The 16,063-nt window shown below is 42.7% G+C and carries 14 protein-coding genes; all 14 read left to right on the top strand.

Annotated features, from left to right (window positions below; translation table 11 throughout):
• The first annotated feature begins 2 nt into the window (after positions 1-2).
• The 14 genes from CXF88_RS16570 (at position 3) to CXF88_RS16505 (ending at position 16,051) form a co-directional block, all read left to right on the top strand.
• Positions 3-305, top strand: a complete 303-nt coding sequence (locus CXF88_RS16570; protein WP_162024421.1) for an MSHA biogenesis protein MshK — start codon at positions 3-5, stop codon at positions 303-305.
• Between the two features lie 13 nt (positions 306-318).
• A complete protein-coding gene (gene mshL / locus CXF88_RS16565) occupies positions 319-1,989 on the top strand; it encodes a pilus (MSHA type) biogenesis protein MshL (protein WP_101087696.1) in 1,671 nt (556 codons plus the stop codon).
• 69 nt (positions 1,990-2,058) lie between these two features.
• Positions 2,059-3,003, top strand: coding sequence for an AAA family ATPase (locus tag CXF88_RS16560; protein WP_101087695.1), 945 nt, complete (start codon positions 2,059-2,061; stop codon positions 3,001-3,003).
• The gene (locus CXF88_RS16555; RefSeq protein WP_101087694.1) at positions 3,000-4,295 is read left to right on the top strand and encodes a tetratricopeptide repeat protein; all 1,296 of its coding nucleotides are present in this window, start codon (positions 3,000-3,002) and stop codon (positions 4,293-4,295) included. Before CXF88_RS16560 ends, CXF88_RS16555 begins: the two co-directional genes overlap by 4 nt.
• Positions 4,292-6,052 (top strand): GspE/PulE family protein, encoded by a 1,761-nt coding sequence (locus tag CXF88_RS16550; protein ID WP_101087693.1) that lies wholly within the window; start codon positions 4,292-4,294, stop codon positions 6,050-6,052. The genes CXF88_RS16555 and CXF88_RS16550 overlap by 4 nt, the downstream gene beginning before the upstream one ends.
• Positions 6,053-6,054: 2 nt before the next feature.
• Positions 6,055-7,269, top strand: a complete 1,215-nt coding sequence (locus CXF88_RS16545; RefSeq protein ID WP_101087692.1) for a type II secretion system F family protein — start codon at positions 6,055-6,057, stop codon at positions 7,267-7,269.
• 44 nt (positions 7,270-7,313) lie between these two features.
• The gene (locus tag CXF88_RS16540) at positions 7,314-7,892 is read left to right on the top strand and encodes a hypothetical protein (protein ID WP_101087691.1); all 579 of its coding nucleotides are present in this window, start codon (positions 7,314-7,316) and stop codon (positions 7,890-7,892) included.
• A 109-nt stretch (positions 7,893-8,001) separates the two neighbouring features.
• The gene (locus CXF88_RS16535) at positions 8,002-8,607 is read left to right on the top strand and encodes a type II secretion system protein (RefSeq protein WP_101087690.1); all 606 of its coding nucleotides are present in this window, start codon (positions 8,002-8,004) and stop codon (positions 8,605-8,607) included.
• A 65-nt stretch (positions 8,608-8,672) separates the two neighbouring features.
• Positions 8,673-9,179 (top strand): prepilin-type N-terminal cleavage/methylation domain-containing protein, encoded by a 507-nt coding sequence (locus CXF88_RS16530; RefSeq protein ID WP_101087689.1) that lies wholly within the window; start codon positions 8,673-8,675, stop codon positions 9,177-9,179.
• A 243-nt stretch (positions 9,180-9,422) separates the two neighbouring features.
• Positions 9,423-9,902, top strand: a complete 480-nt coding sequence (locus CXF88_RS16525; RefSeq protein WP_101087688.1) for a prepilin-type N-terminal cleavage/methylation domain-containing protein — start codon at positions 9,423-9,425, stop codon at positions 9,900-9,902.
• Positions 9,892-10,446 (top strand): type II secretion system protein, encoded by a 555-nt coding sequence (locus tag CXF88_RS16520; protein ID WP_101087687.1) that lies wholly within the window; start codon positions 9,892-9,894, stop codon positions 10,444-10,446. The genes CXF88_RS16525 and CXF88_RS16520 overlap by 11 nt, the downstream gene beginning before the upstream one ends.
• Positions 10,446-11,273, top strand: coding sequence for a prepilin-type N-terminal cleavage/methylation domain-containing protein (locus tag CXF88_RS16515; RefSeq protein WP_101087686.1), 828 nt, complete (start codon positions 10,446-10,448; stop codon positions 11,271-11,273). Before CXF88_RS16520 ends, CXF88_RS16515 begins: the two co-directional genes overlap by 1 nt.
• Complete coding sequence (locus CXF88_RS16510) at positions 11,263-11,718, top strand: MSHA biogenesis protein MshP (protein ID WP_101087685.1); 456 nt, start codon at positions 11,263-11,265, stop codon at positions 11,716-11,718. The genes CXF88_RS16515 and CXF88_RS16510 overlap by 11 nt, the downstream gene beginning before the upstream one ends.
• Positions 11,708-16,051, top strand: a complete 4,344-nt coding sequence (locus CXF88_RS16505; protein ID WP_197708458.1) for a DUF6701 domain-containing protein — start codon at positions 11,708-11,710, stop codon at positions 16,049-16,051. Before CXF88_RS16510 ends, CXF88_RS16505 begins: the two co-directional genes overlap by 11 nt.
• Positions 16,052-16,063 lie beyond the last annotated feature (12 nt).

Below are 16,063 nucleotides of genomic sequence, written 5' to 3'. Positions count from 1 at the left end.
CTATGGCGTATGCATCCAGCCTAATGATGCTATTAATGTCGGCTGCTAACGCGCAAACATTACGTGATCCAACTTTACCAGGGCAGGGCTTTGTTGCTGTGCAGGCCAAAGCTGATAATCAATCTTTGGTGTTAAACAGTATTGTTAACGGCCAGAATACTTATGCGGTTATTAATAATATTATTCTTTCGGTAGGTGATGCTATTAGCGGCAGTGGATTAAGAGTATCAAAGATTAACAAGGACTATGTTACCTTGTCAGATGGAAGAAAACTTCAACTATTTCAGTCGATAACAGAGCGATAGGATAAGAATAAAAATGAATGTGATTAGATATGTTACTCCTCTGATGTCGCTGTGCTTAGTTGCTTGCCAAACGACAGATAGGCCCGACCCACAAACAGCGAAAGCGGCCTTGAATGAGTCAAGGCAACAAGCTGAGGCGAGTCAAGCCATTACGCCTCCTCCAGCGGCAATGCCTGAAGATGTTCAGCGTGAGCTTAATGGTAATAATGTGTTGAGCCAATCAGCAAGAGCATTGCCCGCCGAGCGTCGTTTTGATGTATCAGCCAATGAAGTTGACGCAAGAGTTTTTTTCCCCAGCTTAGTAAAAGACACCCCATTGAGTGTCGCGGTACATCCAGATGTACAAGGTAAAATTTCATTATCTTTAAAAGCGGTAACCTTGTCAGAAGCCATTCAAGTTGTTGAAGACATTTATGGTTACGAAGTGAATCGAGAAGGTCGTATTTTACGTGTGTTTCCGTCGGGTATGCGAACCGAAACTTTCCCTTTGAATTATATTTACATGCAACGTGAGGGGTTGTCATTAACCTCCGTTAGCTCAGGACGGATTTCAGACCAAAACAATAATTCAAGCAATGGCAGTAGCAATAGCAGCACTAGTAACAGTAGTAATAGTTCAAATAGTAACAGTAGCAATGGAAATTCGAACAGCAGTGACAATACCAATGGTACGTTTATTCGTTCAACGACCAAGACCGATTTTTGGGGTGAATTACAAGCCACATTAATGTCAATAATGGGTGAAACAGGTGGCGGGCGACAGGTTGTGGTAACCCCTCAAGCAGGGCTTGTTACCGTTCGAGCTTTCCCTGATGAGTTACGTCAAATTCGAAGTTTCTTACAAATAGCCGAAAGCCATCTACAGCGCCAAGTGATTTTGGAAGCGAAAATTATTGAAGTGACCTTATCCGATGGTTACCAGCAAGGTATTCAGTGGGAAAATGTCTTAGGTCATGCTGGCAGTACCAATGTTGATTTCAGTACATCAGCAGGACAAGGGTTAAGTAATGCGATTACGTCTGCAATTGGCGGTGTAACCTCGATTAATTTCACCGGAAGTGATTTCAGTACCATTATTAACTTGTTAGATACCCAAGGTGATGTTGATGTACTTTCAAGCCCTCGTGTTACCGCTTCTAATAATCAAAAAGCGGTTATTAAAGTCGGCAATGACGAATACTTTGTCACCGATGTATCTTCAACGACCGTAGCGGGTACCACTCCGGTAACGACGCCGCAGGTTGAGCTGACACCATTTTTCTCAGGCATTGCCTTAGATGTAACCCCGCAGATTGATGAATATGGCAACGTAATATTGCATGTCCATCCTTCGGTGATTGACGTGACCTCACAAACCAAAGAAATTAAAATCAGTGATTCAACCTTAGAATTACCGTTAGCACAAAGTGAGATCCGTGAATCGGATACCGTTATCCGCGCCGCTTCTGGTGATGTAGTGGTGATTGGTGGCTTGATGAAGAGCGAAAATATTGAAACAGTGTCTAAAGTACCTTTATTAGGTGATATTCCTTTTCTGGGCGAAGCCTTCACCAGTCGCACTAAATCTAAAAAGAAAACTGAATTGATTATTATGTTGAAGCCAACGGTTGTGGGTGGTGACACATGGAAGGATGAATTAAAGCGTTCGCAAGATTTAATCGAACGTTGGTACCCTTCTAAATAGCGACCGTTGACGGTAGAGAATTGACGATTAAAAATAGCGGTTGAAATTGATAAGGGATAGCCAGTAATTATGTATTTGCAGCACTTTGGCTTAAGTCAATTGCCCTTTACGCTTACCCCAAATACGAGTTTCTTTTTTGGGTTGTCGCCGCATGTGGAAGCGTTGCAAGTGCTGCAAACCGCATTACAGACAGGTGAAGGTTTTATTAAAGTCACTGGTGAAGTGGGTACCGGTAAAACCTTAGTGTGTCGTAAGCTGTTGAATGACTTACCGACTCAATATCATTGCGCTTACTTACCTAACCCCTATTTGAATCCTAAAGAATTACGTTTGGCCGTAGCGGGCGAACTCGGTTTAGCGTTACCGAACAAATTAGATCAACAACAATTGACAAGGCTTATCCATGAGCGCTTATTAGCGTTAAATCATCAGGGCTTTCACGTGGTGTTAGTGTTAGATGAAGCGCAATCATTACCGGATGACAGTATTGAGGCGTTAAGATTATTTACTAATTTAGAGACCGAAAGTCGTAAATTATTGCAAGTGGTGTTGTTTGGCCAACCAGAATTAGATGAGCGTTTAGCTCAACCCAAGTTTAGACAATTACGACAACGCATTACCTTTAGCTATGACTTACGTCCATTAACATGGGATGAGATACAAGCTTATATTGGTTACCGACTTGCTATAGCGGGTTATCAAGGACCTGAATTGTTTAATACCTCGGATATTAAACGCATTGCCAAAGCTGCTCGAGGTATCCCGCGTTTAGTGAATATATTGGCGCATAAGAGCTTATTGCTATGTTATGGCCAAGGTAAAAAAAAGGTGACATCTCGCCATTGTCTAGCTGCGATAACGGATACAGAAGATATTAATTTACAACATAAAGTAGGGTTTTCCCGTGTCAGCATGCTGATAATTATGTTGCTTGTAACAGTGATGGTGGTTATTGGGTTAAATGGTGATAATTGTTGTGGTGAATGGATGACACAAATAAGCGAGATTAAATGAGTGTGATTATCAAGATGCTGAAAGATTTAGAGCAGCGTCAGCAACCCGGAACAGACAAACCACCAGTGCAACCTGCGGGTGAATTTGTGCGTCCTCAAATTCAGTATCATTCAGTAGCTAAATCTCGCTCACCACTTATTAGCCTTATTGTTGTTGCCGTACTCCTGATCCCTACATTGTGGTTTGGTGTATCTATGTATCGCCAAGCCAATATTCAAATGGTCAATGAGCCAACAGCTATCGATACATCGGTTACCGAAGATATTCAGTCATCGCTGGCGAGTCAGCCACAAGATAATGTCGTTGCTGCTGAACCTAAGCTTGCTCAAGTTTCAACTGAAGCACCAACCCAAGCAGCAGCTCAAATATCAACTCAAGCATCTATTCAAGCGAGCACCCCAGAAATCACTGCTGAGATGATTGAACCAACGGATCGCATATCCGAGCTTGATCCATCCAAAGTGAGCACTGCATCAGCCGTTAATAGCGAAAGCGTCAACCAACAAACAGTGCTAGCTTCAACCGTAGACACAGAGAAGCCCAGTGGTTCGGTGGATAATAATTCACAGAATATGGCTTCGCTGATTAATACTGAATCCACTCAAGGCCAAATCGTAGCGCAAACATCTCGCTTCTTACCCGCAGAAGTGCCCGCAGAAGTATCTGCTGCAGCAAAAACTGTTGATATGAGCGTCAATGAAGTGGTGCTTTCCAAGACGCAAATGGCGCAATTGCAATATCGCAAAGCGATGGATGCTGAGCAAGCGCAACGTCTGGACGATGCGGCGGGTTACTATTTAGAAGCCATTATTTTACAACCGAGTTTACATAAAGCCCGTAAGCAATTAGTCGAAATTTATTTTGCGCAAAATAATCCAACGACTGCAATGAGATTACTCGAGAGTGGAATCAGCATGTTTCCACAACAGTGGGAGTTTTATGTGATTTTGTCGCAAATTCAAACTGCAATAAAAGCTTATGATGAAGCGTTAATAACGGTGGCGATGATCCCAGATAGCTCATCGTGGGCTCGTGATAAGTGGATCGCACAAACCGATTTGGCACAAAACTCTAAAAACTTTGTTTTAGCGGAGGAGGCTTACCGAAACTTATTGGTATCTGAGTCAACTCAATCTCGCTGGTGGATGGGGTTAGGTTATGCGCTCGATTCCCAGCAAAAATATCCACAAGCCGCGCAAGCATACCGATCAGCATTAAGCTATGAAGGGCTATCAACTTCAGCTATGACATTTATTGAAAAGCGTTTAGATCAGCTAGGAGAAAACCGATGAAGCCTAAGTTAAAGATGCGGTTAGGAGATCTTCTTGTTCAAGAGCTGATTATTACTGACACCCAATTACAGCAAGCATTAGCAGAGCAGCGCAATTCAGGTAAAAAGCTCGGCCGCACCTTAATTGATTTGAACAGTATTACTGAAGACCAGTTACTTAAATTTTTATCTCATCAGCTTAATTTACCGTACCTCGATATTAGTCGTCGTCCGATTGCCGATGAAGTGGTGAATATTCTCCCCGAAGTACAAGCGAGGCGTTATCGAGCTTTAGTGGTGGAAAGTCATTCCGACCATGTATTAGTTGCTATGAGCGACCCTGCTGACTTGCAGGCTATTGATAATATTGAAGTGTTAGTTGCCCCTAAGCAGTTAATGATCGCGGTGGCACCAGAGCAACAATTACTCGACGCGTTTGACAACCTTTATCGTCGTACCGGGCAAATTGCTGAAATTGCCGGTAAGCTTGATGAAGAATATGCCGCAGATGACATGTTCGATTTGGCTAATTTGACTCAAAGCGACAGTGATAACGAAACCACCGTGGTGAAGCTATTACAGTCTATTTTTGAAGATGCGGTGCAAATGCGTGCGTCAGATATTCACATTGAGCCTGGCGAGAAAGTGCTGCGGATCCGTCAGCGTATCGATGGCCAATTACATGAAAACCTTCTTAGTGAAGTTAATATCGCCTCTGCTTTAGTATTACGGCTTAAGTTGATGGCTGGACTGGATATTTCAGAAAAACGTATGCCACAAGATGGCCGTTTTCATATGGAAATAAAAGGTCATAAAATCGATGTGCGGATGTCGACCATGCCGATTTATCATGGTGAGTCGGTGGTGATGCGTTTATTGGATCAGACCACAGGTTTACGTACGTTAGATGAAACCGGTATGCCACCGCATATTGTGGCGCGTATTCGTAAACAGATTAAACGCCCCCACGGTATGTTGCTAGTTACAGGGCCAACCGGTAGTGGTAAAACGACCACCTTGTACGGTATTTTAAGTGAGCTTAACACTGCCGATAGAAAGATTATCACCGTAGAAGACCCGGTTGAGTATCAATTACCGCGCATTAACCAAGTACAAGTTAACCACAAGATTGGTTTAGACTTTTCTAACGTACTGCGTACCACGCTTCGTCAAGATCCTGACATTATCATGGTGGGAGAGATGCGTGACCAAGAAACGGTGGAAATTGGCTTACGCGGTGCATTAACCGGTCACTTTGTATTATCGACTTTGCATACAAATGATGCGGTTACCAGTGCATTGCGATTACTCGATATGGGCGCGGCGAGTTATTTGGTTGCTAGTGCGCTGCGGGTCATTATCGCTCAACGTCTTGTTAGGCGCGTTTGTCACAATTGTGCCGTAGATTATCAACCAACCGCAGCTGAACGCAGCTGGCTTGCGAGTGTGACGAAAAAAGATATTAGCAGCGCTACGTTTAAAGTGGGTAGCGGTTGCCAAACCTGTAATGGTTCGGGCTATCGTGGTCGTATCGGTATTTTTGAAATACTCGAGCTCGACGAAAATATGATTGATGCCATGCGAACGGGTAATCCGCAAGATTTTGCCCGTGCAGCGCTGCGCAGTCCTAACTTTATTCCCCTTGCGCATTCTGCGATGGAGTATTTATTCCTTGGCACCACAACACTGGAAGAGGTGTCAAAACTAGTTGAAGACGTTAGTGAGTCGAAAGTGCCGTTGTCGGAAGATATTGTTAGCCAACAAGATATTGGGTTATAACAATGCCACTATATCAATATCGAGGACGTAATTCACAAGGGCAGGCGGTCAGTGCACAGCTTGAGTCTGCTAATGAAAGCGCGGCGGCCGATGCGTTGCTTTCTCGCGGGATCATTCCGCTAGAATTGCGCGAAGTGAAAACTAAGCAATCTTTTTCGATGAGCTTATTTCAAAGCAAGGTGTCGCTGGAAGAGTTACAAATTTTTAGTCGGCAAATGTATTCGTTAACGCGTTCAGGTATTCCTATTTTAAGGGCCATAGCGGGCTTGTCGGAAACAACCCATTCCGATCGAATGAAAAAAGCTTTGGATGATATTTCTGTTCAACTTACTTCAGGTCGACCGCTATCGTCGGCAATGAATCAACATCAGGATATATTTGATTCGTTGTTTGTCTCGATGATCCATGTTGGGGAGAATACCGGTAAGTTGGAAGATGCTTTTATCCAGTTGTCTGGTTATATCGAGCGAGAACAAGAAACTCGTCGACGGATTAAAGCCGCAATGCGCTATCCGATGTTTGTCTTGATTGCGATTACTATTGCGATGGTTATTTTGAACATTATGGTGATCCCTAAATTTGCCGATATGTTCTCTCGTTTTGGTGCTGAATTACCCTGGGCGACAAAAATTTTAATTGGCACGTCTAATCTGTTTGTTAATTTTTGGCCTCACATGATTGTGCTATTAATCGGCATCATAGTCGGGATTCGATATTGGCATCACTCTGAAAAGGGCGAGAAGCAATGGGACTTATGGAAGCTGCACATACCTGTTATTGGATCTATTATTGAGCGCTCAACCTTGTCACGTTATTGTCGCTGTTTTTCGATGATGCTCAGTGCAGGCGTTCCCATGACACAGGCATTAAGCTTGGTCGCAGATGCGGTCGATAACGCTTATATGCATGACAAAATTGTGGGTATGCGCCGTGGTATTGAATCTGGTGAGTCAATGCTAAGGGTATCAAATAGCAGCCAATTGTTTACCCCATTGGTATTGCAAATGGTTGCTGTGGGTGAAGAAACCGGTCAAATAGATCAGCTGCTCAATGATGCCGCTGATTTTTATGAAGGTGAGGTGGATTATGATTTAAAAAACCTCACTGCAAAACTCGAACCTATTTTAATCGCATTTGTTGCTGGCATTGTATTGATATTGGCACTGGGTATTTATCTACCTATGTGGGATATGCTGAATGTGGTAAAAGGCGGTTAGCAAAGAATGCAACAAAGAATGCAAACAGATCATTGGGTATCGAGATGTTGAGCCAGCAAAAAGCGGATGGCGATCTGCTTAAAGTCTATGGGCGAGTTATTGCGATTGTGGTGGTGTTAACGCTGCTGGCTATTTTTGGCGGACGTTATGTCAATACTACCTCAAACATAGGTGGGCGTGGTTTAGAGTTTGAACATAATCGTTTTTTGAATGTCTTAGCTATGGTGCGTAGTCAGTGGTTAGCTTCTGGCCGACCTCATAAAATGCAGTTGTCCTGGCATCATATGGCATCGAATGTGACATCAAGTAAGATTAGCGATGACAATACAGTATCAAAAGATGCTCCGAGTAAGATGGATGCTATTAATACTGATGCTGATTTGGTTGGCACCGATAATTGGATTGCTATGTCTAATCAAGGTTGGCCAACCATTGACACTAATGATGTCCAAGGTTGTGAACAACTGTGGGGGCATTTATTGGCAACTAATGTTCAAGAGTTAAATATTACGGTAGATTATCAGCCTGATGAGAACATTTGCCGCTACTATTCAGGCAATACAGCCAGTTTAAGTTATCAGCTACAAACGGGTAGAGTTATTTTTTTAATGAGCGATGGATAAAGTTTGTGCCATTAGTGTTAAATTTTAAATAAGCTGCTAATATTAGTGAAGTTATAGCTTAATCAGTATTATTTCCTGTTGTAGGCGCTATAGATAAGAGTGAGTTATTATGAAATTGAAACAACAAGGTTTTTCATTGATCGAGTTGGTTATTGTTATTGTCATCCTCGGTTTATTAGCCGCTACAGCGATCCCGCGTTTTTTAAATGTGACCGATGATGCTGAAGACGCCAGTGTTGATGGTGTTGCTGGTGGTTTAGCCACAGCAGTGAGTTTTGTTCGCGCACAATGGGAAGTTGATGGTCGTCGTAACAACAGCGTTATTTTAGATGGTACTAGCGTATCACTCGATACACGTTTTGGTTTTCCAACTGGCACAACCAATACTGATGTTACCTCAATGACCAACGAAACATGTCAGGAAGTATTTGATTCAGTTTTACAAAATGCTCCTAGAAATGTACTGTTCAATCAGGATGCTCGTAATCATCGTTATACCGTAAGAATGCAAAATGGTGTCGGCGGTTCATCTACCAGTATTGATGGCCAAACTGTTACTGGTCTTGATTTGTGTGTTTATCACCAAGTGGCTACTTTAGCGCTAAATCAAACGTCGGGTGTAGCAGATCCTGCGCCTGATTTAGACACTGCGGGTGCTAACGGTGTAACATATAATGCAGGTACGGGTCAGGTCGTATCTTTTACAAACAACTAATTTGATTTACCACTGTTCGCAGTGATGTTGGTTTACCCATTTATTTTCTATAGAGGTTATTTAATATGCAAAAACAACAAGGTTTTACATTAATCGAATTAGTGGTAGTGATCATTATTCTAGGTATTTTAGCGGTTACGGCAGCACCTAAGTTTATTAACTTGCAAGGTGATGCGCGAGTTTCTGCGTTAAATGGTCTGAAAGCAGCTATCCAAGGTGCAAATACCTTAGTTTATTCAAAAGCGGCTTTAGCGGGTAAAGAACAAGCTACTGGGGCAACCGTTACTTTAACTGGCGATGCGACAGCTACGCCAGCAACGAATGCAGACGTAACAACAGATTATGGTTATTTAACTGCAACATTACTTAACTTCCAAACGGCAATTGATTTAAGCGTTTCAGCAGGTACAGATCCTGGTGCGGCTGCAATCACGACTGACTGGGTTTTTGATGCTGCCACAGGTAACTTTTGGCAAGCCGGTGCACCCTCAACTTGCTTTTTCAAATACACTGCAGCAACAGCAACAAAGATACCTGAATTTACAGCAATTCCTGATGCATCAGATTGTTAATACGTGATCGTTAAGTAATAAAAACCTGCTCATGCAGGTTTTTTTTTTAGTGTTTTGAGTTAAAAAGAATATTAAACGACTCACTTGGCTTTTCTATAAAATGTGACAAGGTAATAAATAAACAGACAATATCGCCTATTTTTGCCATACTGAATAAGTTAATATAAGTCACTGACACCATTATGGTTTAATTAATATTGAACGTTCATAATGTTCATCAGGTTGAATGAGGACATCATCATAGTGAATCGACAACATCATATTCAAGCCGGGTTTACCTTGGTTGAATTGGTTACCACCATGATTGTGATTGCTATTATTGCCGTGGCGGTGTTGCCGCGTTTGATGTCTGATTCATCTTTTAGTGCCTACAGTTTACGCAGTGAATTTATTAGTGAGTTACGCCAGGTCCAACTTAAAGCCATCCAGAATACTGATCAGTGTTATCAAATTGATGTGACATCAAGCGGTTATACGTTACGCCATTTTAGCAGAAGAGCCGCCAGCATATGTACAAACCAAGTACGTATAGAGCAACAACAAACCTTCAGCGGCAATGCTCATGTCGCCTTAACCAGTAATGCTAGCCAAGTGTTTTCGATTACCTTCGACAGCTTAGGTCGCATGTTATCTCCGGTTTGTTCTGGCCATTGCTTTAATGTGGTGGCAGATGAAACCTTAGCCATTGCGGTAGAGTCAGAGGGGTATATTTATGCTCTGTAAAACTCAATTTCATCGTTTATCACAATCTACTCGTGGTTTTACTTTAATCGAACTTGTTATTGGCATGATGGTGATCGGCATTGCGATAGTGATGCTCACCAGTATGCTTTTTCCCCAGGCGGATAGAGCAGCATCAACATTACAAAGAGTGCGTTCGGCAGAATTAGCTCATTCGGTAATGAATGAAATTTGGGGTAAGCGATATGATCAAAATACTAATCCCAATGGCGGAGTACCAGCGTGTAATGCACCGACTGGTGAAGTTTGTTCTTATACTTTATCAGCCGATGGTACTCCATTTCTGGGGCCTGACGGTGAAAGCCGAGACACGTTCAACGACGTTGATGATTATAATGGTTTGGATGAAGACGATAACATGCTCGACTCAAGCCAAACTTATGTCCAAGCCTATCCTCGCTATCAGTTGCACGTCACTGTGGCATATCTCGACTCAGCAACGAAAGCGCAAAAATTAATTACAGTAGCGGTGACAACGCCTGCCAATGAAGTGATCACTTACCAAGCGGTAAGGAGTAACTACTAATGCCTTTACGACGAGGATTGAAAGCTGCAGGCTTTACCTTAATTGAAATGGTGACGGTCATTTTAATCTTAGGGATTATTATTGTTGGGATTAGTAGTTTTGTGATTTTTGGTACCCGCATTTTTGTTGAATCAAGTGCGGTAGATCAAGTGCTCAGTCAAAGCCGTTTTGGTATCGAGCGGATGACCCGAGATATTCGTCGTGCAGTGCCCAATAGTATGCGCGTACTTACCGCAACCGATGGCAGTTATCAGTGTTTGGAGTTACTGCCTATTAGCACCAGCACATCGTATCTTGAAGCACCGTTTGTGCCTCAAATTGCGCAAAATACCATAACCGCGATTAAAAGTATTCGTCCCATTAATGCTGCTCAGTCAGTGCTAATTTATCCTTTAACCAATAGCGAAATTTATAATCCTCAAGCGACTACCGCCAAACGATTTATTGTGCAGAGTGTGGCTGAAATAAGCGATCAACTCACCATTACATTAACTCAAAGTGTGCGTTTTACTGAGGCCTCACCGTTAAAACGCTTGTTTGTTGCCGATAGCCCATTAAGCTACTGTTTTATTAATACAGCTAGCAATGTTGATCTGCGCCTGTACCAAAACTATGGTTATAAGGTCAATCAGCCTGCACCAGCTGCAATGGGCAATGGCGTATTGATGGCACAAAATATCACTAATACCTTAGCGGTTAATCCCGCGGTGATCTTGACTCCATCGACACTGGTGACTAATGCTATAGTGCATTTGCAGCCACTATTTAGCGTCAATGGTGAAACATTTCAATATCAACATCAAGTACAGGTGATGAATGTTCCCTAAGCTGAAATTAACCCAACATTCTCAACAAGGTAGCGCACTAATTATTGGTGTATTTGTGCTAACGGTGATGTTTTTACTTGCCGCGAGTTTAATCCGTATTGTCGGTGATGCAGATGAATCTGTGAACATGGAGGTGTGGGGCACTCGAGCTTTATTTAGCGCTAATAGTGGCGCCGATGCAGCGCTGGCTGAGTTATTTCCGGTTGGTGGCACTGTGGCAACTTGTACTAGTGTTAGCTCTACATGGACACCGCCCAATAACGCCGTTGGATTCCATAATTGTAGTGTCACCATTAGTTGTAATACCGCAAGCGTTGGCAGTGTTGTTCAATATCGAATTAATAGTTTAGCGGTATGCGAAACAGCTAACTGTGTAGGAAACTCAAACAGTTCAACATGTTTGCGAGTCAGTCGCCAAGTGGAGGTAGAAGCCCGTGCGCAATAATCTTGGTTTTATTTTATTGGCTTGTTGGCTGTTATTACCTTGGCAGGTTTTTGCAGCGCCACAATGCGACAGCATATTTACCGACCCCGCTTCAGGTAACCATTCTCCTTTTGGGTTAGTGTTACCGTCAGGTATTTTAGCCTCTCCATTATCAGATTTAAACTGCAGCTCAACGACCTGTGACAGAGATGGTGGTAATCAATTCCTGCCTGGAGACTATGATTACGATAATGGTAACTTTGGCAATAAAGCAGTTATTTCAACCACGGGCACCACAGCGCGTTTATATTTTAATAACTTAAATTTGAACAATGCCAATATCAATTTAGACGAGGCCCCAGAAAACCTGATTATTTATGTGGCAGGTTCGTTAAGCATTTCTGGCAACACTAATATTAATGCAATCGTGTATGTGGCGGGTTCTGTTTCTATGTCGGGCAATAGTAGCATTTCTGGCGCACTTGGGGCTGGTGGCGCCTTGACTCTTTCTGGTAACAGTAGCGTTGATTTTAAACCCATTAGTAATACAAATTTTAATGGTATGTGCGATATGACTGCTGCGACATTTCATATCCAATATGGTAAATCTACTGTGTCTGGTAACGACTCAACATATGTAACATTTGACGCAGCATTTCCCACTGCCGTCACCCCCTTGGTTTTCTTAATGCCTACCATCACCACAGAAGACGGTAACAGTGATGGCCCTGCATCGGTATTCCTTGATAGTGTATCGTCGCAAGGTTTTGCTTGGTCACAACAAGAGCCTATATCACCGGATAACCCTTATGTGAAACCCACAGAAATGCCTGAAGTACACTGGATTGCTGTCATACCAGGGTCCTATGACCTGCCAAATGACATCAAGCTAATTGCTGGCTCAGTTAATTATGACCAGGCTGTATTTGGTTCTAATTCACCCTATACCTCTGTTAATTTGCCTACTACCCAAGATGTGGTGTTGAATCAGATTCAAACTAAAAATAATAATTGTTGGTTAACTAGTACCTCCGAGTTTACGGCAACAGGAATTCAACTTGCATTAGATGCGTCAGAGGCTTATAGCAATAGTGTATGTCAACCAGGTAATTTAAATAACAATTCAATTCAAAATGAAACCATTGGCTATTTATCGTTGAGCACCCCTAGCGGCACAACGGCTAGCGGCACTATGACCTTAAATGGTGTCGACACTAATTATCACTTTGGTCAAGCACAAACGTTTACTGATAGTGGTACTAAAGATGTAAGTGAGCAATGTCGTTATACCACGCCTTTAATTGGTTTTAAGGGAGCCCCTATATTAGTCGCGGGTAAAAATAGCCGCTTAGGTGGCGATGGCGGCTGGCTTCGACGTTGTCAGTTGACTAACGATAAAGTGAGTATGGTTGTCGATGAAGATACTTTTAGCGATAGCGACCGTAAACATCGTTGGGAGCATTACAGTTTTGTGGCTTTTGAGAAAAAAGTAGACACCTTAATTTGTTTTCGTGACGAATTTACGCGTTCTGATGTTGGTGATGATTGGGCGCTCAAGGTCTTAGGTTCTTCATTACCGCCTACAATAGTGGAAGGGCGTCTGCGTTTTACCTCTGCTAGCGGCAATCAAGCGACATCCAGTACTTATCAACGTTTATTCCCTGCAGAGGATAACTTAGTTGAAATTGAGTTTGATTATTATGCTTGGTCTAAATCGTCAGGTACGGGAGCAGATGGTATCGCTATTATTTTGTCTGACGCTAGTATTACCCCTCAGCCAGGTAGTTTTGGTGGCGCCTTAGGGTACGCACAGCGTAATAATGGTACCCCTGGATTTGCGGGTGGATGGTTAGGCATAGCTTTAGATGAATACGGTAATTTTTCTAGTCCCAACGAAGGTAAAAATGGCGGTCCCGGGTTTAGGCGGCAAGCCGTGGCAATTCGTGGTTCTGCAGCAACAAGTTATCGGTATTTAATCGGTACTAGTGCTGATATTAGTCCTAAAATTGACGTTCGAAGTACATCCAGTGCTCAGCCTAATCATAAATATAAAATCATTATTGACTCAAGAGTGTCGGGGAAGGCCATGGTGTCAGTGCTGCGAGATACCACGAATAATGGCATCACGGATAATTACGAAACGTTAATAGCTCCTTTTGATGCATTAAGTTTCTCAGGGCAAGCTCCTGTCCCTAAAGATTTTTACCTATCAATTACAGGATCCACGGGTGGTTCCAATAATAATCATGAGATGGATAACTTTAAGGTTTGTGCCCTTAAATCCAATCCGGTCGGTCAACAAATTCATCATTTTGAGTTTGACTATACAAATTCACCATTCACCTGTAAGGCCGAAACTATGACGGTCAGAGCCTGTAAAGATGCGGTATGTAATTTATTTACTGAGCCTGTAGAGGCTAATCTATCGCTTGCTCCTAATTCAAATGGCGCTTGGTATGTTGACGGTAATAAAACCAATGTAGTGAAATTTGAAAATGGCAGTACAACGGTCGCTTTACGCAGCAATGTGACTACGCCAACCACTATTGGGGTGACATCTTCCGTTCCTTTAACCATAGCAGGCAGTAATACCCTGTGCCGCAGTGGTTCGGGCGAGTTAAATACAGCAAGCTGTACTTTAAGTTTTGCAAGCAGCGGGTTTATTTTTGCTGTGCCGGATAAGTTGGCTAATAAACCAACCGACAAAATTACTATTAGTGCAGTGAAAACCTCAGATATCACTCAACAGTGTGTACCTCTGTTTTCTAGAATGACTAAAAATGTCGACTTTTGGAGCTCTTATATCACCCCAAATACACCAATTAATGGCCAGTCATCGACTGTAAATAATACCGTGGTAGGTAAACAGAGTAGCACTGCAACTACGCTTGCGTTGGCATTCGATGCAGAAGGAAAAGCAGATATTATTGTTAACTATCCAGATGCCGGAAAAATACAGTTAGATGCAAAGTATACTGGCACAGGCGATGAGCAGGGGTTGATCATGTTAGGTTCAGATCAGTTTGTTAGTTTCCCTGTGGGCTTATGCGTTATGCCTGAAGATAATAATGCTAAGTGCTCTGCAGGAGATAGTAGCTGTAATCGATACAAAAAAGCCGGCGAGTCATTTAACGTAGTTATTCAAGGTAAAGCCTGGGAGTCTGACGTTGATATTGATTACTGCGATAACATCAATACGCCAAATTATGCCCATAACGAGGTAACATTAGGCCATCAATTAGTTGCCCCATCTGGCGGCGTACTAGGAGAGGTGGGAGCAGAAAAATATAATCATGTCGCCCAAACCACTAATAGTAATACCGTATCTCAGTCGGTAACCGAAGTGGGCGTCTTTAGCTTTACTGCTAATCCATCGAGTAGCTATTTAGGGTCGAATTTTTATGACATTCCATTAGCCGCATCTCCTAATATAGGTCGTTTTATACCAGACCGATTTTTAGTCAGCCGTTCAAGTGTATTGCCATCTTGCGGTAGCTTTACCCACATGGATCAACCGTTTGGTTTGACATTAACATTAAGTGCCTTGAATACCGGTACTTACGTAACCCAAAATTATCAAGGAGCCTTTGCTAAAGGTAGTGCAAGCCTTGTGGGTGAAAACATCAATAATGGTGTAGATTTGAGTGGTAGATTAAGTGCTTTACCAATAAATGCTGGTTCTTGGGCTTTGGGTGAAGCAAACGTCGGATTATCTTATCAAGCAAATTTTCGTCGTACCGTGGCACCGGCTGTGGATGGACCATTTAGTCAGTTAGCTCTTGGCGTACAAGCATTTGATAATGATGGAGCTGTGTCGTTTATTGCCTCACCTGATATGCGTGCAGACAACAGTGCTATTTGCGCTGACAGTAACACCTGCAATGCGAAACAATTGTCGACTCAAGATTTTCGTCATGGCAGAGTGGTGATGGATAATACCTATGGCCCTGAAAATGAAATTTTACGCATGCCAACGTATGCTCAATATTGGAATGGTAGCGGCTGGATAACTAACGTCAGTGATAGATGTACTCGAGTGTTCGATCTACTTGATGGTAGCGAAGTATACGACCCATTATTAACCTCTGGTGAAACCGTTACCCGTAGTGATGGCAACAGTGCCGTCAACGTTACGATGAACAATGGCCAACTCCCCTTATTATGGCAAAACACTGGTTCTGTAGCATATCGAGGTCAAGTGACTGCACCGCTACAAGTCGAGGATTGGCTTAAGTGGTATTGGAATTGGGACCAAGTAAGTCCGACTCAGCTCTATAACCCAAGAGCAAGTGCGTACTTTGGTCGCTACCGAGGCCATGATAAGATCATTTATTGGCGTGAGGTGAGTCAATGATCCGAATAAAAA

It is taken from the genome of Shewanella sp. ALD9, from assembly GCF_002836315.1.
In the GTDB taxonomy this organism is placed as follows: Bacteria; Pseudomonadota; Gammaproteobacteria; order Enterobacterales; family Shewanellaceae; genus Shewanella.
This window is presented reverse-complemented; position numbering and strand designations above follow the sequence as displayed.

Bases quoted from the DNA above. Each gene is read 5' to 3' on its own strand.
- CXF88_RS16570 (WP_162024421.1), top strand. From the start codon at position 3: ATGGCGTATGCATCCAGCCTAATGATGCTATTAATGTCGGCTGCTAAC.
- mshL (WP_101087696.1), top strand. From the start codon at position 319: ATGAATGTGATTAGATATGTTACTCCTCTGATGTCGCTGTGCTTAGTT.
- CXF88_RS16560 (WP_101087695.1), top strand. From the start codon at position 2,059: ATGTATTTGCAGCACTTTGGCTTAAGTCAATTGCCCTTTACGCTTACC.
- CXF88_RS16555 (WP_101087694.1), top strand. From the start codon at position 3,000: ATGAGTGTGATTATCAAGATGCTGAAAGATTTAGAGCAGCGTCAGCAA.
- CXF88_RS16550 (WP_101087693.1), top strand. From the start codon at position 4,292: ATGAAGCCTAAGTTAAAGATGCGGTTAGGAGATCTTCTTGTTCAAGAG.
- CXF88_RS16545 (WP_101087692.1), top strand. From the start codon at position 6,055: ATGCCACTATATCAATATCGAGGACGTAATTCACAAGGGCAGGCGGTC.
- CXF88_RS16540 (WP_101087691.1), top strand. From the start codon at position 7,314: ATGTTGAGCCAGCAAAAAGCGGATGGCGATCTGCTTAAAGTCTATGGG.
- CXF88_RS16535 (WP_101087690.1), top strand. From the start codon at position 8,002: ATGAAATTGAAACAACAAGGTTTTTCATTGATCGAGTTGGTTATTGTT.
- CXF88_RS16530 (WP_101087689.1), top strand. From the start codon at position 8,673: ATGCAAAAACAACAAGGTTTTACATTAATCGAATTAGTGGTAGTGATC.
- CXF88_RS16520 (WP_101087687.1), top strand. From the start codon at position 9,892: ATGCTCTGTAAAACTCAATTTCATCGTTTATCACAATCTACTCGTGGT.
- CXF88_RS16515 (WP_101087686.1), top strand. From the start codon at position 10,446: ATGCCTTTACGACGAGGATTGAAAGCTGCAGGCTTTACCTTAATTGAA.
- CXF88_RS16510 (WP_101087685.1), top strand. From the start codon at position 11,263: ATGTTCCCTAAGCTGAAATTAACCCAACATTCTCAACAAGGTAGCGCA.